This window comes from Clostridium sp. AM49-4BH, from assembly GCF_003478335.1.
Lineage (GTDB): Bacteria > Bacillota > Clostridia > Lachnospirales > Lachnospiraceae > Butyribacter.
Map to the genome: position 1 here is coordinate 1 of NZ_QUFB01000053.1, position 19,758 is coordinate 19,758.

Annotated in this window: 19 protein-coding genes; 17 read left to right on the forward strand and 2 right to left on the reverse strand. The window is 38.7% G+C overall.

Annotation, left to right across the window (positions count from 1 at the left end; genetic code table 11):
• The 17 genes from DW981_RS15200 to DW981_RS12340 all read left to right on the forward strand — a co-directional run.
• The coding region (locus DW981_RS15200) for a hypothetical protein (RefSeq protein ID WP_182434268.1) at positions 1-1,799 on the forward strand (1,799 nt) is incomplete at its 5' end.
• A 217-nt stretch (positions 1,800-2,016) separates the two neighbouring features.
• Positions 2,017-3,072 carry a leucine-rich repeat domain-containing protein gene (locus DW981_RS12265; protein WP_118507921.1) on the forward strand — a complete coding sequence of 352 codons (1,056 nt, stop codon included), beginning with the start codon at positions 2,017-2,019 and terminating at the stop codon, positions 3,070-3,072.
• Positions 3,073-3,103: 31 nt separating this feature from the next.
• On the forward strand, positions 3,104-3,505 hold the full coding sequence (locus tag DW981_RS12270) for an accessory gene regulator B family protein (RefSeq protein ID WP_347474576.1): 402 nt from the start codon (positions 3,104-3,106) through the stop codon (positions 3,503-3,505).
• Between the two features lie 314 nt (positions 3,506-3,819).
• Entirely contained in the window at positions 3,820-5,367 is a 1,548-nt protein-coding gene (locus DW981_RS12275) for a hypothetical protein (protein WP_118507923.1), read from the forward strand.
• A 221-nt stretch (positions 5,368-5,588) separates the two neighbouring features.
• Positions 5,589-6,650, forward strand: coding sequence for a leucine-rich repeat domain-containing protein (locus DW981_RS12280; RefSeq protein WP_118507924.1), 1,062 nt, complete (start codon positions 5,589-5,591; stop codon positions 6,648-6,650).
• Between the two features lie 301 nt (positions 6,651-6,951).
• On the forward strand, positions 6,952-7,530 hold the full coding sequence (locus DW981_RS12285; protein WP_118507925.1) for an accessory gene regulator B family protein: 579 nt from the start codon (positions 6,952-6,954) through the stop codon (positions 7,528-7,530).
• 367 nt (positions 7,531-7,897) lie between these two features.
• On the forward strand, positions 7,898-8,767 hold the full coding sequence (locus tag DW981_RS12290) for a hypothetical protein (protein ID WP_118507926.1): 870 nt from the start codon (positions 7,898-7,900) through the stop codon (positions 8,765-8,767).
• Positions 8,768-8,784: 17 nt separating this feature from the next.
• On the forward strand, positions 8,785-10,323 hold the full coding sequence (locus DW981_RS12295) for a hypothetical protein (protein ID WP_118507927.1): 1,539 nt from the start codon (positions 8,785-8,787) through the stop codon (positions 10,321-10,323).
• Positions 10,324-10,391: 68 nt separating this feature from the next.
• Positions 10,392-11,714: a hypothetical protein gene (locus tag DW981_RS12300; protein ID WP_118507928.1), complete on the forward strand. Its 1,323-nt coding sequence runs from the start codon at positions 10,392-10,394 to the stop codon at positions 11,712-11,714.
• Between the two features lie 207 nt (positions 11,715-11,921).
• Complete coding sequence (locus DW981_RS12305; RefSeq protein WP_182434269.1) at positions 11,922-12,656, forward strand: LytTR family DNA-binding domain-containing protein; 735 nt, start codon at positions 11,922-11,924, stop codon at positions 12,654-12,656.
• Positions 12,656-13,957, forward strand: coding sequence for a GHKL domain-containing protein (locus DW981_RS12310; protein ID WP_182434270.1), 1,302 nt, complete (start codon positions 12,656-12,658; stop codon positions 13,955-13,957). The genes DW981_RS12305 and DW981_RS12310 overlap by 1 nt, the downstream gene beginning before the upstream one ends.
• Positions 13,958-14,020: 63 nt before the next feature.
• Positions 14,021-14,347 (forward strand): rhodanese-like domain-containing protein, encoded by a 327-nt coding sequence (locus tag DW981_RS12315; protein WP_182434271.1) that lies wholly within the window; start codon positions 14,021-14,023, stop codon positions 14,345-14,347.
• A gap of 55 nt (positions 14,348-14,402) precedes the next feature.
• Entirely contained in the window at positions 14,403-15,287 is an 885-nt protein-coding gene (locus DW981_RS12320; protein WP_347474575.1) for an energy-coupling factor transporter ATPase, read from the forward strand.
• A 141-nt stretch (positions 15,288-15,428) separates the two neighbouring features.
• On the forward strand, positions 15,429-16,292 hold the full coding sequence (locus DW981_RS12325) for an energy-coupling factor transporter ATPase (RefSeq protein ID WP_118507932.1): 864 nt from the start codon (positions 15,429-15,431) through the stop codon (positions 16,290-16,292).
• A 28-nt stretch (positions 16,293-16,320) separates the two neighbouring features.
• A complete protein-coding gene (locus DW981_RS12330; protein WP_118507933.1) occupies positions 16,321-17,127 on the forward strand; it encodes an energy-coupling factor transporter transmembrane component T in 807 nt (268 codons plus the stop codon).
• 107 nt (positions 17,128-17,234) lie between these two features.
• A complete protein-coding gene (gene truA / locus DW981_RS12335; RefSeq protein ID WP_118507937.1) occupies positions 17,235-17,975 on the forward strand; it encodes a tRNA pseudouridine(38-40) synthase TruA in 741 nt (246 codons plus the stop codon).
• A 17-nt stretch (positions 17,976-17,992) separates the two neighbouring features.
• Positions 17,993-18,403: a DUF3783 domain-containing protein gene (locus tag DW981_RS12340; protein WP_118507934.1), complete on the forward strand. Its 411-nt coding sequence runs from the start codon at positions 17,993-17,995 to the stop codon at positions 18,401-18,403.
• A 164-nt stretch (positions 18,404-18,567) separates the two neighbouring features.
• On the opposite strand, the gene spoIIID is transcribed toward DW981_RS12340, so the two are convergent.
• Both spoIIID and DW981_RS12350 read right to left on the reverse strand, forming a co-directional pair.
• Entirely contained in the window at positions 18,568-18,834 is a 267-nt protein-coding gene (gene spoIIID, locus DW981_RS12345) for a sporulation transcriptional regulator SpoIIID (RefSeq protein ID WP_022024720.1), read from the reverse strand.
• Positions 18,835-18,937: 103 nt separating this feature from the next.
• Positions 18,938-19,468, reverse strand: coding sequence for a phosphohydrolase (locus DW981_RS12350; protein WP_243034749.1), 531 nt, complete (start codon positions 19,466-19,468; stop codon positions 18,938-18,940).
• Positions 19,469-19,758: the final 290 nt, after the last annotated feature.

A 19,758-nucleotide genomic window follows, 5' to 3' on the forward strand; every position in this document is an offset into this window, starting at 1 on the left:
AAAAATTAATCTTAAGTACAATAGCAGCGATAGGAATCGCCTGCTTTGCAGGAGGAACAGCAGATGCGGCATCGGTTAAAATTGATGAGAAGACATTTCCGGATGTTTGTGTACGTACAGCAGTAGCACAGTATGACAAAAATAAAGATGGAATTTTGTCCGATCAGGAAAGAGACAAGGTGACAGGGATCGACTTTGATTCGGCGCTTGCGCAGCACTATACAGAAGGTCATTGTGTTGACTTTGAGGGCATGCAAAATTTCACAGACATCAATTCGATCTATTTGGATTTGCGATATAAGGCAAAGAATAACTCGTACAAATACTGGAATTATCGCGCTGACAATTTGACGCAGTGTTTTCCAAATGCACAGAGAATTTCAATTTATTGGTATGGTAATCAGACAATATCGTTAAAAGGAACCGCTGTAAATGCAAGGAAAATTTCCCTTTATGCTTTGCAAAATGGAAAACTGGATTACTCTTTGTATGCACCGAATGCGCAAAATGTGGAAATATGTGGGAAATTTACGGATACTAAGAAATCCTATGGTCAATATTTCCCGGATGCATCAGAAGTGATATTAGAAGAGACTAATATTGGAGGCAACAATACGTTAGCTGGGTTCAAAGGTTTGCAAACATTGTACTTGTCAGGAAAAGCGATTACGTCTTTGAACTTTTCACCGTTAAAGAATAACCCGATTTATAGTTTGAGCGTTGAACGAGCTGCTTGCAGATCAATGGATCTTTCGCCACTCAAAACGTGTAAGTTGAAGGTACTTAGTTTAAAAGATTGTGGAGTGAATTCTTTGAACTTTCAACCATTGGCGACATCACCATTGCACAAATTATATGTGATCAATTGTCCGCTGAAAAAGATTGATGTGAGCCCGTTGAAAAACACGTTGACAGAATTATGGCTGGGAACATTGCAAAATACTTATTTTTGGGAAGAAATAAATCATAAGCAGACCAAGCCAAAATATCAATTGTTAGATCTGTCCAAGATGAAAAAGCTCAAACGTGTTTATGCCTGTGGCGTGGCTTCGTTGAAGACTGTGAAATTAAAAGATACCAAAACGAAACAGGGTATTCGCTCTTTGTTGGAGCTGCATTTATACGGCACCGGAATAAGAACATTGGATGCCACGGCAGCCAAAAATCTGAAGCGTTTGTTTGTAGGTGACCGGATCAGAAAATTGACTGTTGATAAATGCAAAAAACTGAAAGAAATTGGAATGATTAATCTCGGCTCGAAACAGGCAGCTACAATTAAGAGCAGCTCAGTGCAGCATATACAGTATCAGGGAAAAACATTAAAGAATTTAAGTTTTTCTAAATGTCCTAAATTATACACATTATCAATCAAATGCACTAAGGTTGGAACCGTAAATCTGAGGTCAAATAAAAGACTGCATTATATGACCTTGAACAGTAAAAAGACGGGAAAGGTTGTGTATCCAAAGGTTTCCACAAAGGGATGGCATGATTGCTGCGATCTGGTGGAAACGAATTATTATAAAAATCTGGATGAGTATAAAAATGATCCGGATGCAAAAGGAGTATATAAGGAGTATGTTGGATATACTTTGGAATATCCAACCAAGATATTAGATATATCTGCATGGACATCGCTCAACAAAACGGTGAAGAGATGTATGTTTGGGTATGGTGATTTTGATCATAAAAAGTGTGCGACAAAGAAGATCATCATCAACAAAAAGCTTCGAAAAGCAGACAAAAAATGGATCAAGAAGTTTGCTAAGAAATGGCACGTAAAAGTAGTTGAGAAATAGTGCAGTCCAGTATATGGGTTTAAGAAATTGTATTGAAATAATCAAGAAACGGATGCCGTGCAATGGTATCCGTTTCTGTGATATTGAGGTTAATTCTTAAGAATTCTTAAGATTACGCGGAATGTATTGACGGTGGAAATTAGATTTGCTGTAATAACAAGTGAACAGTCAAAGGAATTTTAGCTAGTAATCTTTGGTTAGGAATGGAGGATAAGTTATGAATTTAAGTTTTAAAAAGTGTATATTATTCGCAATAAGTCTGCTGATGGGAATTGGCTGTATGGGACAGAAGGCAGGAGCAAGAGATGACGTAGGAAGATATGAACCTAGTATTGTGGATTATGCAGTGCCATCCAGTAATGAATCCGAATGGATTAAGGATGGAATTTATGAATATTCATTAATACGTAACAAGACAGCAGTTAGACTAATGGTGTTGGATACATCTTCTGCCAAAGAGTTCATTGTTCCCAAAGTATTTCATAATTTGCCAGTGAAGGAATTGTTTTATGTTAGAGGGAGGAAATGGGAACATTTGATAGTACCCAACGGAATCGAGATTATTGATGATTCTGCATTATCCGGAATGTCTCATTTGCGTAAAGTTGACTTAGGAAAAGATGTTCAGTATATCGGACGACAGGCATTTTGGGGAAATCCCAATTTAACAGAAGTGACCGGTGGACAAAATGTACGATTTGTGGGTCGACAGGCATTTTATCTATGCAAAAGAATGAAAAATTTGCCGGATTTTGTGAAGAATCATAGAAAGTGTATATATTCACAGGCTGCATTTAAAAATGCACGAGCACTCACGAATATAAAGCTGTCTTCAAATGTGCAGTATACAAATGCATTATTTAAGGGATGTACCAGTCTGAAATCTGCATATATTCAAGGTAAAGGATTTTTGCCGAATGCAAAAACGTGGAAATATATGAATAAAAACAAAATAAATGAGGAAATGTTCAGTGGTTGTCGTTCTTTGAAAACTGTGAAGCTGTATAACGGTATAATAAGATTAAACGCTCGAATGTTTGCAGACTGTGTAAAATTGCAGAAAGTAAATATACCTAAGAAATGTACCTATATAGGAATAAATACTTTTCGTAACTGCAAAAGTCTTCGTAAACTAACAATTCCTAAATCCGTTAAAAAGATAGACAAAACAGCTTTTCGTGGATGCAAAAAACTTACTTTATATGTAAAGAAGGGAAGTTATGCGCACAAATATGCCAAGAAATATCATATTAAATATAAGTTGGTGAAATGAAGTCATTATATAAGATAGAGTAATTATAGGAATAGTGATTCCGATGCGCAGTCATGGTGGTGGTTGGCATGCCAACACTGCCAAAATGTGTTTTGGATTATCTATAATATACTATTTGACTGTAGTATTTGTCTCAGAGAGACTTTCTGATACCTTTGATAATCTGTGGTTCATGGCACTGATATCTGCAATTATTATTCTGTTATCTCCGGTTGATAGTATAAATAAACCATTAGATGGTGAGCAAAGAAAGATCGAAAAGAAAAAGGCTTGCAGATATATAGTTGCAATTTACAGCATCTCACTAATCTTAAAGTGGAATTCTTTGACATGTTATGTGAAAGAAATCAATTTTGCCTTGTTTATAGTACTTTGTTCCATGATTTTTGGAATAGTAAGTAATACAAAAAGCAATAGAAAACAAGACGTATGAAATGATAAAATTGCAAAATTGACCGTTCACCGGCAAAAAACGACCGTTCAAAAGTTTTTTGTTCGCAATTATAAAAAGTGTGCTAGGATATCGGCAACAAAAGAAAGGAGGAAATACAAATGGGAGAGATTATCACATTGGTAGGAGCTGTTTCAATTCTTAAGAATTCTTAAGATTGCGTTCAAACTATTGATTTTGTTATTAATATTTGATGTACTAAATATATCAAAGACAAAAAGTAATATCCCTTATACCGTTGTGTTGCGGTATAAGGGAAATAAAAAATTTCATAATAGCTGGAAGGAGTGATCATTATGATCCAATGGAAAAAATTAATATTAAGTACAATAGCAGCGATAGGAATCGCCTGCTTTGCAGGAGGAACAGCAGATGCGGCATCGGTTAAAATTGATGAGAAGACATTTCCGAATGCATGTGTACGCACTTTCGCAAACAAGCAGGACACAAATCACGATGGAGAACTTTCTGATGCTGAAATTAAAGCAGTGACTAAGCTGGATTGGAATGAGCAAAATCTGTATACATATGGAGTTACTTCCGGGATGGAAATAGATTTTACCGGAATGGAGATTTTTACAAATCTTAAACAGGTTACAATGGAACAGCTTTTTCAAGGGGGAAAGTATAACTGCAAATATTGGAATTGTAAAAATACGGATATATTCTCTGTGTTTCCGTATGTTGAAAAATTGAATCTATTTGCCACAGGACAGGTAACGCTTTCCACAGCAAACAGAAATCTAAAGCATTTGGAAATTGCTGCATCTAATGTTTCCGTTAATGCACCAATAACGTCAGTAGAACAATTGACAGTGTGTTCGACGTTAAATGGGCATACTAAGCTTGGCGGTTACAGTCAGGATTGGGGAAAATGTTTTCCGAATGCGAGAGTTGTGCAGATGAATTATGTAAAGGATTTAGAGAAAGAGATTTATGGATTTAAGAGAGTGGAACAGATATCAATTGCGTATTATGGTGGCAATAAAATATTTGATCTTTCGATTTACAAAGACACATTAAAACGCTTAGATATAGCTAATAGTTGGCAAGATTTGCAACAGAATAGCAATCCGTTGGAAGAAATGACAACACTAAAAACAATAGATATTTCTCATATGAGAAAGCTTGAAACATTGGAAGCATGTAATGCCGGCAGCTTAGAACGCCTTGTTGTCAAGGATTCCAAGGGGAAATGTGAACTAAATAAATTAAAAACGATTCATCTTGTGAATAACAAGATAAAATCATTAAATTTATCTGTGGTACCTGATTTAGAGGAAGTATATGTAGGCGGTAAACTTACGAATTTGAATATCAATCAGTGCAAGCGGTTAAAGAAGCTGCTCATTGACAGTAATTCTTTGAAGAAGCTTATTATTAAAAACAGAAGCTTAAAATATTTGGATGTAAGCAGTAAGGTTATACAAAAAATTAACGTTACCGGATGTCCAAATCTTATCGGGGTGACAATTGATCGGAAATCAAAGGCATCGATGGGAAATTTGGATCTAAGCAAAAATAAAAAATTGGTGTACTTTCATGCTAATAGAAATGCAAGATTTAAGAAGATTATATTACCTAAATTGAGCAATTCGAAACAGCTTAATACATCCTATAAACAGTATGATCGTGCTGAAAAATGCCGATATACCGGGTATGGTATTACAGTAGATGTTAGTAAATATCGTAAGATGCCTGTAAAAGTAAAAAAATATCAGGTTAAAACATTATGCAACTCAACAACAAAGAGACTTGTCATCAACAAAAAGCTTCGAAAAGCAGACAAAAAATGGATCAAGAAGTTTGCTAAGAAATGGCATGTAAAAGTAGTTGAGAAATAGTGCAGTCCAGTATATGGGACAAAGAAATTGTATTGAAATAATCAAGAAACGGATGCCGTGCAACGGTATCCGTTTCTGTGATATTGAGGTTAATTCTTAAGAATTCTTAAGATTACACGGATTGTATTGACGGTGAAAGTCAGATTTGCTGTAATAATAAGTGAACAGTCAAAAGTTTTGGTATAGTAAGATAAAAAATAATGTAAAAGGAGGAAGGGAATATGAGATTGAAAAAAGGAATCATAAATATTGCCTTGATATTAGCTGTTATTGCATGGGGCTTAAGTGTGAATCAGGAAAAGGTGCAGGCAAGTGATGCAGATCTTGGATTTGAACCATATGTGACAGACTATGCAACACCTGCAAAGCAGGAAACAGAGTGGAAGACAGATGGAATTTATGAATATGCGTTAATTCGTAACAAAACAGCGATAAAATTGATGATAGTGAAACCGCAACATACCAAAAAGATCATTGTGCCGTCGCAGTTTCATGGACTTCCGGTTAAAGAATTAGCATTTGTAGATGCAGGAAAAGCAGAAACACTGGTAATTTCTGATGGAATTGAGGTCATTGATCATCAAGCAGCAAAAGCAAATCCATACTTAAAAAAAATACACTTAGGGAGGGATGTTCAATACATTGGTCCATGGGCATTTGCATATAATAAGCGTTTACAGAAAGTGACTGGCGGAGAAAACGTGCGATTTGTTGGCAGATGTGCCTTTGATGGTCTGACTAAAATGAAGAATTTGCCGGAGTTCGTTTATAATGGCAAAAACTGTAAATATTATCGAGCTATTTTTCGTAACATGAAATCGTTAAAAAAGGTGGTATTGCCAAAAGATGCAGATTATACATTAACAATGTTTAAAAAATGTGTTGATTTAAAATATGCGGAAGTAAAAGGTGCTGGTTTCCGTATCAATAAAAGGATATGGCATGCAATGTTACCGGAATATATCAACAATGAGATGTTTTCGGATTGCCGCTCTTTGAAAACTGTGAAGCTATATAATGGTATAACAAAATTAAATTATGGAATGTTTAGCGGATGTGTAAAATTGCAGAAAGTAAATATACCTAAGAAATGTACCTATATAGGAATAAATACGTTTCGTAACTGCAAAAGCCTTCGTAAATTAACAATTCCTAAATCTGTTAAAAAGATAGATAAAACAGCTTTTCGTGGATGCAAAAAACTTACTTTATATGTAAAGAAGGGAAGTTATGCGCACAAATATGCCAAGAAATATCATATTAAATATAAGTTGGTGAAATGAAGTCATTATATAAGATAGAGTAATTATAGTGAAAGTACATGGCAGGTAGTATAAGCGTATAAATAAAAGAAACAACAATTTAGAATTGATGAACCGGGCGCTGATAGACAGCGTCCGGTTTTTTGAGGTTGTGATTATTTGTGCAATAGGTTTTAACATTGACCGTTCACCGGCAAAAAACGACCGTTCAAAAGTTTTTTGGTCGTAATTATAAAAAGTGTGCTAGGATATCGGCAACAAAAGAAAGGTCTGCTGTGTGCAGTGTCCGTTTCCTAAATTATTTATATAAAGGGTGGAGAAAATGTTTAGTGAATTTATAGCGCAAAAATTATATGAAGTAAACGTTATTGGGAAAGAAGAGGTGGAACTATACCAATATTGTTTTAATGCATTTATAGAAATCATGGGATTTATAATAATAGTAATTTTATATTCTATTTATATGGGAGAAGCAATGAAAGGTCTAATCTTTCTAGGAATAGTGATTCCGATGCGCAGTCATGGTGGTGGTTGGCATGCCAACACTGCCAAAGTGTGTTTTGGATTATCTATAATATACTATTTGACTGTAGTATTTGTCTCAGAGAGACTTCCTGGTAGCTTTGATAATTTGTGGTTCATGGCACTGATATCTGCAATTATTATTCTGTTATCTCCGGTTGATAGTATAAATAAACCATTAGATGGTGAGCAAAGAAAGATCGAAAAGAAAAAGACTTGCAGATATGTAGTTGCAATTTACAGCATCTCACTAATCTTAAAGTGGAATTCTTTGATATGTTATGTGAAAGAAATCAATTTTTCCCTGTTTATAGTACTTTGTTCCATGATTTTTGGAATAGTAAGTAATACAAAATGCAATGGAAAACAAGACGTATGAAATGATAAAATCGCAAAATTGACCGTTCACCGGCAAAAAACGACCGTTCAAAAGTTTTTTGTTCGCAATCATAAAAAGTGTGCTAGGATATCTGCAACAAAAGAAAGGAGGGGAATACCAATACGGCATAACATAGTTTTATTGATTATGCTACGGTGTGATATTGATGCCGCATGGGAAAAATTATCACATTGGTAGGAGCTGCTTCAATTCTTAAGAATTCTTAAGATTGCGTTCAAACTATTGATTTTGTTATTAATATTTGATGTACTAAATGTATCAAAGACAAAAAGCAATATCCCTTATGCTGCTATGTTGCGGTATAAGGAAAACAAAAATTTCATAATAGCAGGAAGGAGTGATCATTATGATCCAATGGAAAAAATTAATCTTAAGTACAATAGCAGCGATAGGAATCGCCTGCTTTGCAGGAGGAACAGCAGATGCGGCAAATATCAACTTGAATGAGAAGACATTTCCTGATCCGTATGTTTACCATTACGTGCAGGAAATGTGCGAGTATGACACGGCACATTCAACATATTATTTGCCAGAGGCAGAAAAAGCAGGTGTTACGTATTTTGTTGTTACGGGAAAGACATTCTTTCGTTACGGCTTAGATGGAGGGCAGGCGGTTGATTTTAGCGGTATGCAGAACTTTTCGAATATCACATCAGTAACGCTGGATCTCAGGTACAATATCGGAGGAAGAGTGCAGGGAGATTGGAATTTTAGAGCGGATAATTTCTTTCAATGTTTTCCAAAGGTAAAGGAATTAGTGATACGTTCGTATGGTGGACAGAAAGTGAAGTTGACCGGCACATCTAAAACGCTGGAAAGTGTAGATGTCTTATTGGATGATGAAGATGGCAGTCTGGAATGTACCGTCAGTGCGCCAAAGGTCAAACGTGTTTGCATTAATGGTAAATTTGCGGCTAAGAGCAAGCCGCTTGGAAAATGTTTTCCGAACGCAAAGCGTTTGGACATTACAACAGCTAACATCCAAAAAGTAAATGTAACAGGCTGCAAAAAATTAAAGCAGCTGCAGCTTACCGATACGACACAAAAAGCAATCGGACAAATCAATCTGAGTAAAAATAAGAAGTTAAAGAGCGTAAAGATCACAGGAAAGCTTCGCAAGACAAAGATTGTTATCAGCAAAAAGATGAACAAAAAACTTGTTCAGAAACTGAAAAAAACAACTAAGAAAGCTGGAGCAAAGCTCATTAAAAGATGAAAGAGAGGGTGATATATATGAGAAACGTAAAATGGTTTTTGGCAAGCGCATTGTTGGCGGCAGGAATTTTGTTTGGTGCCGGTAACCATGTAGATGCAGCATCCGTAAAGATTGATGAGAAAACATTCCCAGATGCTTGTGTCCGGGCATCCGTCGATAAATATGACATAAATAAAGATGGGATACTCTCTGATGAAGAGAGGGCTAAAGTAACAACCTTTTCTTATACGGATCTGCGGATTTCACAGAATTATAAGGAAGGCAGCAAAATTGATTTTACGGGAATGCAGCTATTTGGAAATATCCATTCTTTGAAATTGGACCTGCACTATCAGGCTGCGGGCGGTATTGAGAAAGAATGGGACTACAGAGGGGATAATCTGTCGGCTTGTTTTCCTAAGTTAGAATCGCTGTATTTGCGTGGCAACAGCAAAACAAAACTTGATCTGACAGCACTTAAGAACAGTTCTTTGAAATATCTTGTTCTTGAAAATATGCCGGCACAGCAAATGGATCTTACGCCTTTGAGTACCACCAAGCTAGAAACGTTGAGCTTGGAAGATTGTAAGATTAGTGCATTAAATCTTAAACCACTGACAAAAATAAATCTTAAAAAGCTTTATGTTATTAACTGCACTTTGAAGAGTATTGATGTCAGCCCATTGAAAAATACATTGCAGGAGTTGTGGTTAGGAGAGCCACAGCAAATGTACTTATCATTAGGAAAAGAATGTATGCAGACAAAGGCGAAATATAAAACGCTTGATCTGTCTCAAATGAAGCGATTAAAACGAGTATATGCGTGCGGTATACCGTCTTTGACAAAAGTGACATTGAAAAAGGGATCCAAGAGCGCATCTGCATTAAAGGAGCTGCATTTGTACGGTACAGCAATAAAGTCGATGAATGCTTCCGGTGCAATAAAATTACAACGTTTATTTATTGGAGATAAAACGAGCAAATTAAATATTAGCAAATGTACGCAGCTGACCGAACTTGGCATGATTAATAATGCCACGACCAATATTTCCATAAAAAGCAAATCACTGCAGCATATACAGTATTATGGAAAAAAAGTGAAGAAGTTAAGCTTTGTAAATTGTCCGAAATTGTTCAGTCTGAGAACAGCATGTTCTACAGTGAACACATTGGATCTAAGCCATAATAAAAATCTGCATTATTTGGATCTTTCCAACAAAAAAACAGGAAAAGTGATTTATCCGAAAGTTCAGACGAAAGGTTGGTCTGGCTATTATGAATTGGTTGATTCGTATTTTGCAAATCGATATACACGCGATATGGATATAGCAGATGGAGTTTATAACGTGTATACGGGATATTCTAGCCAAGGCGCTGTTGGAACGCTTGATGTGTCTGCGTGGAAGGTGATGAATAATTATGTACGCAAGAGACAGATCACAAATGAATATACTCTTCATAAAGGAAAAAATGGTGTACCAAAGAAACTCGTCATCAACAAAAAGCTTCGAAAAGCCGACAAAAAATGGATCAAGAAGTTTGCTAAGAAGTGGCACGTAAAAGTAGTTGAAAAATAGTGCAGTCCAGTATATGGGACAAAGAAATTCTAGCTAGTAATCTTTGGGAAAAGAAAGGGGAATAAATCATGAGAAAATTATTGAAATGTATGATGATTGGAGCGATGGCATTAACAGTAATGTCGCAAACAGGTAATTATAGTGAGGCGGCCTCCAGCCGTCAAATTAGTATAACGCAAAAGAATTTTCCTAGTAAGGCTTTGCGAAAGGAACTGCGTAAAAGTTATGACAAGAATAAAGACGGAAAGCTAAGTAAAGCAGAGATAAAGGGCATAAAATACTTAAACGTAGATTCTAAGAAAAGTAAAAGTATTTCTTTGAAAGGAGTACAGTATTTTACAAATTTGCGTTCATTAGACTTGTATGCTGTTAATGTTAAGTCTATTGATCTTAGTAAGAATAAAAAATTAAGATCTCTTAATCTTGCAGCGACAACAGTAAGAAAAATAAAACTGTCTAAGAATTTACACGATGTTTATTTTGCAGTAGAAAAAATGCCATGTACACTTGATTTTCATGGCTTTAAGAAACTGGATCGAATTCATTTGGATCAAGGCCATTATAACAAACTTAATGTTTCTGGTTCATCTGTACGACTTATTGCACAAGGCAATTATCCGGTTGCATTAAAAAATATATTGGCACAAAACTGCAAAAAATTACGTAGTGTGGATTTGGATGTTAGTCAGTTAAAGAAAGTCAATTTGAACGGCACGAATGGATTACGTGTATTAAAGTTAAACCGTAGCGGATCGATTAAGAAACTTAATGTCAGTAAAATGAAAAATTTACGAGAGCTTAGAGTGGGCGGTTCAAAAATAACAACGCTTTCAGTGAAGAAAAATAAAAAGTTGGAAGAGTTGGATATTAGTGACAGCAAAATATCTAAGATGGATCTTTCTGCTAATAAAAAATTAAAGGTTTTGAGATACCGGAATACGAAAGTTTCTAAGATGTTATCCGTTCCTAATCCAAGTGCTATAGAGGAACTTGATTGTAGTGAGACTAAGATATCCTCGCTGGATTTAAGAAAGTATACGGCATTGAAGCACCTAAATGCGTCACAGACCAAGATTACATCCTTAAACGTACAAAATTGCCGCGAATTAGTGACGGTATATGTACGAGGAACGACAAAGCTGTCGAAATTAGACTTGTCAAATCAGGCAAAGTTGAGGGATGTAACATTTGGAGACAGTGGAATAAAAGAATTGGATGTTCGCAATTCATTGTTAATCTGTGATCAGGATGACTTGGGATCCGGATTTGACTTTATGCCGGGATTTAAAATTTCATGTAAGATTATTGTCAATAAGAATTGGAAAGAATTAAATTACTATCAGAATCAGGCGAAAGAGTGTGGTTTTAACATTACATGGCAGATAGTATAAGCGTAGCAATAACAGAAACAACGAATTAGAATTGATGAAACGGACGCTGATTGACAGCGTCCGTTTTTTGGAAATGTGATTATTGTGTGTTAGGGTTTAACATTGACCGTTCACCGGCAAAAAACGACCGTTCAAAAGTTTTTTGGTTATAGACAGCAAAAATATGCTAGTATGAATGTAAATGAAAATAGCGAAGGAGATGGGAATATGTTATATAGAATAGCATGTTGTGATGATGAACAACAAATTTTAGATCGACTCAAAGAATGTTTTGTTCGTCTTGAGGTGCAGACGGACATAGAGACGCAGGTTGATTATTATACCGATGGACGGAACTTGATCCAAGCATATCAAGCGGACCATTCAAAATATGATATCATTTTATTAGACATGGAGATGCCACTTATTTCAGGAATGCAGGTGGCAGAACAGATGCGCCGGATCAACCGTGAAGTTATTATTATCTTTTTGACGAGTTATCCGGAGTATATGCAGCAAAGTTTTCGAGTGCAGCCCTTTCAATACTTAATGAAACCATTAGAAACGGATTCATTTATTAAGGAGATACAGAATGCAATGAATTATCTTAAAACAGATCACCATAAGATATTATTGCATACAGAGCAGGGAGAATTGCTGCAGAGTATTGACCAAATTTTATATATAGAAAAGCCGAAGGAACAGGATAAATTATGTGTGCATATGACGCAGGATAACTATATTGTGAAAAACACCTTGCAGGAACTGGAAGGGTTGTTATTTGATAAGGATTTTATCCGGGTGAGTCGTACACATTTGGTGAATTTATCTTCTGTATGGCGTTTAGAGAAGAAGGAGATTCATCTTGAAAATGGTGAATGTATCAGTGTAAGCCGCAGGAAAGTAAAGGAACTTCAGGAGCAATTCACAAAATATTTGGTGCGAAAAGGAGGAGCAATGTAATGATATTAATGGAGATTTTTAGTTATGTGATCGATGCATTGCTGATCTATGTATTTTACGATAAGTATTTTTCCAAGGAAAGGCGCAGAGAATTTGCTTCTACGGCGGTTATTTGGGGCGCTTTTGCGCTGATGGAAGGAATTAATTACGTATTTAATACAATGGCACCGTATATAGCAGTTAATATGCTGGTAAGTGTTTTGGGACTGTTTGCTATGACACTTTTGTATGATGCTAAAGTGGCAAAACGTATTGTTGCAGTTGTGGTATTTCAGGTGACAGCAATTGTATCGGAAATTTTTGCAAATGTTATTTTTTTAGTTGTACCTGAGAAATATTTCCAGGATATTAATGTGCTCGGTATGTTTATTTCGAAGCTGTTTTTGCTAGTGTTTCTTATGATACTTATGCTTTTGCAGAAAAAACAAAAAAACATTCCAACACATTATCTGATCACATATTTTGCAATACCGATTGCCTGTATATTTGTGTTATGCGTATTATATCGTAAATCCATGTATATCGATTATATCAGTTATATTGCGACGGGATGCATTATGTTGTTGAATATTGTGTCATATTATTTGTTGGATGAATTATCGGATTATATTATCCGGGCTAGCAAGGTGTTCCAGTTAAATAATCAACTTGAGACACAAAAGGAAAAATATGAACAGTTATCTACGGCGTTTCGATCCGGCAATCGATTGTTACACGACACCAATAAACATCTGCGCTATATCGGAGCCAAGCTGCAGTCAGATGATGCGCAGGGGGCGATGGACTATATTGAACGTATTAGCGGAACATTACAAGAAACTTATGGAAGCATTTGCACAGGTAATCTTGCAGTAGATAGTATTTTGAGCAATATGAAGACCCGGCTGCAGGAGATGAATATTCCGTGTTATCTTACTGTTAATATTGAGGAGGCACGTATGCGGGATATTCCTGAATATGATCTGGTAACGATTATAGGAAATATCACAGATAATCAAATGAAAGCAGTGCCGCTTGTAACAGATAGGGACAAACGATATGTGTTGTTTGAATTAGAAATGTTAGACAACACGATCCGCATTTTTGCTAAGAATGGAATGCCGCCACAACAGCCGGTTAAGATGCCTCATGAGGACTGGTTTCATGGAGTGGGGCTGCACAATGTCCGGGAGACGCTGGAAAGGCATGGCGGGGCATTGGTAACGGAGGTTCAGGACGATTTCTTTCTCACGATGGGCGTACTTCCGTTAGGAGAGGGGCGCAAGGCGGTTTATTACAAAGGAGTACCGGGGCGAGAGTGACCAAATTCTGTTAAAGGAATAAGATATCTATATAGGACTGAAAATAAGCGTGGGGGAATGCGTATGCAGATTAAGATCATATCTTGCGAAACGCTAAAAGAATATATGCAAAGGGATGATTGTATTCTGCTTGATCTGCGCGAAAAAGCAGATTATGAGCAGGGGCACCTGCCCGGAGCGGTGTATGCAGACTGGGAAACTTTGGAGCAAAATATAGATGCTATTTTAGAACAGCAGGAAAAAGAGATACGAGCCATTGTATTGTATTGCGACAGAGGTAATATCAGCTTGATCGTAGCCAGGGATCTCGTTCGTAAAGGGTATCCGGCAATCAGCGTGGGGGGCGGATTTATGCGCTGTGGAAGGACATTGGCTGGTTTGACAATTTGACTATTCCATGGCAGAATAATAGATAAAATTCTGAAAGCATTGTTTGGGATGTGCTGTGAGTGGGCATCTGCAATGCGAAAACGGGAAGGGGCTTATTGGTTTGATCCATGCAAAGAATGTTGGGTTTGAGTATTTTCGCAGGGACAGCGATGGCGAAGTGATAGAAGTGATACCGGCATTAAAGGATGTTTCGATGCAGGTGCAGCCGGGAGATTTTGTAGCGGTACTCGGCGCAAATGGTTCAGGGAAATCTACTTTTGCGAAGCATTTGTGTGCACTGCTCACGCCTGGAGAAGGAACGATTTTGGTGGCAGGAATGGACACGGCAGATGCGGAGAAACATTTGCAGATTCGCCAGACAGCAGGGATGGTGTTCCAAAATCCGGACAATCAGTTGGTTGCCGGTGTTGTAGAAGAGGATGTTGCCTTTGGCCCTGAAAATATTGGAGTAGAGTCGCGTCAAATATGGCAGCGTGTAGAAGAAAGTTTGCAAAGTGTAGGTATGAGCGCATATCGTTATGCGTCACCGATGCATTTGTCAGGTGGACAGAAACAGCGTGTGGCGATTGCGGGAATCGTGGCAATGCGGCCGAAATGTATTGTTTTGGATGAGCCTACGGCAATGTTAGATCCTAAGGGGCGAGAGTCCGTTATTAAGACGATCAAGGAGTTAAATCGCAAGGAAAAGATAACCATCGTATTGATCACACATTATATGGAAGAGATTGTAGATGCCGATTATGTATATGTGATGGGGGATGGACAAGTTGTGACGGAAGGCACACCGAAGGAAGTGTTCGTGCGAGAAGAGGCACTTCGCAGATGCAAGCTGGATGTGCCGGAGATTACGAAAATTGCGACAGCTTTGCAGGCTGCAGGGCTTCCGGTAGACAAGGCAACTTTGACGGAGGATGAGCTGATGGAACAATTGCTTCGTTAAAGCAGCAATGTGGCGTGTTAATCACGGAAATGAGCTGATGGAACAGTTGCTTCGTTAAAGCAGCGATGCAGGGCGTGTTGATCACGGAAATGAGCTGATAGCACAGTTGCTTGCTTAATGGCAGGCATGGAGGAATTAGTGATGGCGATGATACTAGAGCATGTGAATTATAGTTATGGTGTAGGCACCGGCAAAGAGTTTCATGCTTTGAAAGACATCAATTTGCAGATTGGTGACCATGAATTTATTGGATTGGTGGGGCATAGCGGCTCCGGCAAATCCACATTGATACAGTTGATGAATGGACTTTTGCGTGCAACGGAAGGTACCATTTATTGGGATGGACAAGATATTTATGACAAATCTTTTTCGATGCGGAGTCTGCGTGGACAAGTTGGTTTAGTGTTTCAGTATCCGGAATATCAGCTTTTTGCGGAGTCTGTTATTGTGGATGTAGAATATGGTCCTAGAAATTTAGGGTGGTCTAATTTGGATGTAGAATATCGTTCGTATGAGGCACTCAAACAAGTTGGAATTGGTGAAAATTTATTGGATGTTTCTCCACTCTCGCTTTCCGGGGGACAGAAGAGGCGGGTAGCGATTGCCGGCGTGTTGGCAATGGCGCCTAAGCTGCTTATTTTGGATGAGCCGATGGCAGGACTGGATCCAAGCGGCAGAGAAGAAATGCTTACATTGTTAAGTAAATTATATGAGGAGCGCCAGATCAGTATTGTGCTGGTGTCCCACAATATGGACGATGTTGCAAAATATGCGGATCGTATTTTGGTTATGAATGAGGGTGAACTGGTATTGGATGGCGTTCCAAAGAAAGTATTTCACTATCAGGACGAGTTGGAACAGATTGGACTTGGTGTCCCACAAATGACACACTTGATTCATCGTCTGGAGAAGGCAACGGGCTGTCGGCTTGGTGATGCGATCACGTTAGAGGAGGGATTACCTTTGATCGAGCAGTGGTGGCATGCAAAAGGTACGTCACGATGACAGACTGTTAGTGATTTGGAGGAATTAGATGTTACGAGAAATAACAATAGGGCAGTATTATGCGACGGATTCACTGCTTCATCGCTTGGATCCACGTGTTAAGATTGCCGGGACTTTATTATATATTATTTCCTTGTTTTTGGTACATCATTATATAGGATTGGTTGTTGCGGCGTTGGTATTTGGCGTGATGGTACGAATGTCTAATGTGCCGTTTCGTTTTATTGTAAAAGGTCTTAAGCCAATTATGATGATGTTGGTATTTACAGCCCTGCTGCATCTGTTTTGCACACCGGGCAAGGCGATATTTTCACTGGGAGTGCTTCATATCACGATAGAGGGTGTACAAAAATGTATTTTTTTGACGGTACGTTTGACCCTTATGATGATCGGATCTTCGTTAATGACGCTGACAACGACACCGAATCAGCTCACCGACGGAATTGAGCAAATGCTGAGGCCGTTGCGAAAGCTGCATGTACCTGTTCACGAATTTGCGTTGATGATGTCGATCGCGCTTCGGTTTATTCCAATCCTGATGGAAGAACTGGATAAAATTATGAAAGCACAGCTTGCCAGAGGCGCTGATTTTGAGAGCGGCAATTTTTTGCATCGCCTAAAAAATATGCTGCCCATTTTATTGCCGTTATTTGCATCGGCAATGCGGCGTGCTAATGAATTGGCGTATGCGATGGATGCGCGCTGTTATCATGGTGGAGAAGGCAGAACAAAAATGAAACCACTCCGCTATGGATATCGGGATATGATCGGTTATATTAGTATCGTGTGCTATTTGATCGTCCTGATTGCCGTGGATCGGATCGTGGCATTTTGATGTGGAAAGCTGTGGTGGAATGATTCTGCTTTGAGCGAAAAAATACGCCGGATGGTTTGATTGATAATAGAACATATCTGCGTAGGGCCGGAATGGAGATTATTGGCATGAAACGAATTAAATTAGTAGTAGCATATGATGGGACGAATTATCATGGCTGGCAGGTTCAGCCGCGTGAGATAACGATAGAAGGCGTACTTAATGAGGCACTGACTGCACTCACGGGGGAAGAAATACAGGTGATCGGCGCGAGTCGAACGGATGCAGGAGTACATGCGCGCGGAAACGTTGCGGTATTTGATACGGAATCCCGCATTCCGGGAGAAAAATTTTCCTATGCTTTGAATCAGCGTTTGCCCGAGGATGTCATTATTCAAGATTCTTGTGAGGTGACGGCTGATTTTCATCCAAGACATTGCGAATGCCGAAAAACATATGAATATACGATATTAAACCGCACTTTTCCATTGCCGGAATATCGCAACACCGCTTTCTTTTGCTATGGAGATTTGGATGTAGAACGTATGGATCAGGCGGCAAAGCAGTTCGTGGGGGAACATGATTTTGCTGCTTTTTGTTCTGCAGGAGCGCAAGTGCAGTCAACCGTCCGGACTATTTACAGTGCGACCGTGGAGCGGGAACAGCCGGAAGTGATCCGCATACGGATTCGTGGAAATGGATTTTTGTATAATATGGTGCGAATTATCGCAGGGACGCTGTTGGAGGTCGGTCGTGGCAATTTAGAGGTGTCCCAAATTGCGGACATCATAGCGTCAAAGGACCGTGCCAATGCAGGACCGACTGCGCCAGCCAAGGGATTAAAATTAATGCAGATAGAATATTTATAGGAGAGGGGAAGCGTAGTATGAGCAAAAAGATATTAGTGTACGAAATATCGGACACACGATTTGAAGCTTTGAAAAAGACATTGCGCCCATTGGGTGTCAGCGTATATAAGGTTGCGAAATCGCAGTATGGTGATCCGATTGGAGAGCTTGCTCTTGGTAAGGCAGGGCAAAAAGCTGTGGGAACGGTTCAAAGCCACACTAATATACCGGGAGCTGCACCGATTCCGGCAGTCGGAATGCCATGTATTGGTGAGATGCTTATATTTAGTGGGATTTCCGGTCGGGAGATGGATGCTGTATTAGCTGCACTGCGACAGGCGGATCTGGTCGTTCCGTTGAAAGCAACTGTTACAATGTATAATTATTCTTGGAATGGATACGCCATATATCAGGAATTATCCAAAGAACACCGAAAGTTTACCAAATAGTTTCCGTGGAGAATGGCTGTTGCAAGTAAGGTTAATAAAATAGTTTGTGGGACGAAGTGTCAGCCATAGCAAGAAAAGTGACTAAAATAGTTGCGGCAACTTTGTGCCATAAATACACAGGTTGCCGTTTTGTCTCGTGGTAGTGCCGGTATTAACGCTGCCCTTTAGTCAGTGCAGTCCTCGTGTGCATGGAGATATTTTTCTTTGGTCGCCAATCCTCCGCGAATATGCCGCTCCGCTTTGTTCACATTCAGCACGGTGCGAACCTCGTCGGCTAATGTGTGATCTATGGCAGGAAGGCGCTCGGTGACATCCTTATGTACGGTGCTTTTGCTTACACGAAAAACACTGGCAGTTTGACGGACAGTGGCACTTTTTTCGACAATATAATGACCGATTTCCAGTGCTCTTTTTTCAATATCTTCTCTCAAAATGCTCCCTCACAATTGTTGTTTGTACAGTCTATGCACAGGGCAAAGATTGTATTACAAGCATACAGAGAGATTTCAATAAAGGCTTGCGAGAAGATAGTTGTTAGACGGTTAATGTTGCAAATAAATCAAGGAATTCTTGCTCGACCTGCGCAAAAGGAAGTGTCTCAAAAGCAGGATCTGTCACGAGAAGAGGAGCCTGTTCCATGAGTTTTTCTCCCATATAATGATCAAATTCATAATATAAGCAGGCGTTATCAATGTCCGTGATCTGGGACATCTCTTCGTCGGAAGGTATCTGTCCCAAAAAACGAACATAAATAGCGTCCTGCATATTTTTTTCAATGCGGCGGTACTCGGACAATTCGCCTTTTACCGGTCTGGTGATGTCCGATAAATAGGCCTCGCTTCCGTCATGCAGCAGACATGCGAGAACTACTCTGGATGAGTAGTTTCTCGCAATTGCTTCTCTGGCACAAGCAATACTGTGTTGCCCAACGGAATAAAATTCCGGAAAATGCCCGTTTGCGCGGGTCATAAGTGACTGTGCATGGGCAATGTCCTCAATGCGAATCTCTTCCTGTTTTGGACACAAAGGATTCATTTGTACTTTGCTAAATGTTGTAATATGCATATTCATCCTCGTTTCTGCACCTGTTGTCTGCGTTACTTATCAATACCTCAAACTTCCCATACCTCAAATCCGCCATGACCACATATTGCTTATTATGTCAGTAATAAATAAACCATTTTGCAGCCAATACATTAAATTGTTCTGTCATCAGAGAACTAAGATAATTGCCGCAGAACGCAATGTTTTTGCGTGATTTCTTATTTTGTTAAGTCTCTGATGAATACATGCCCGAAGGATTGTTTGAGTCGTCCCGGTTTAGCAAGGTATCATCCATTTTTGGACGGGACGCT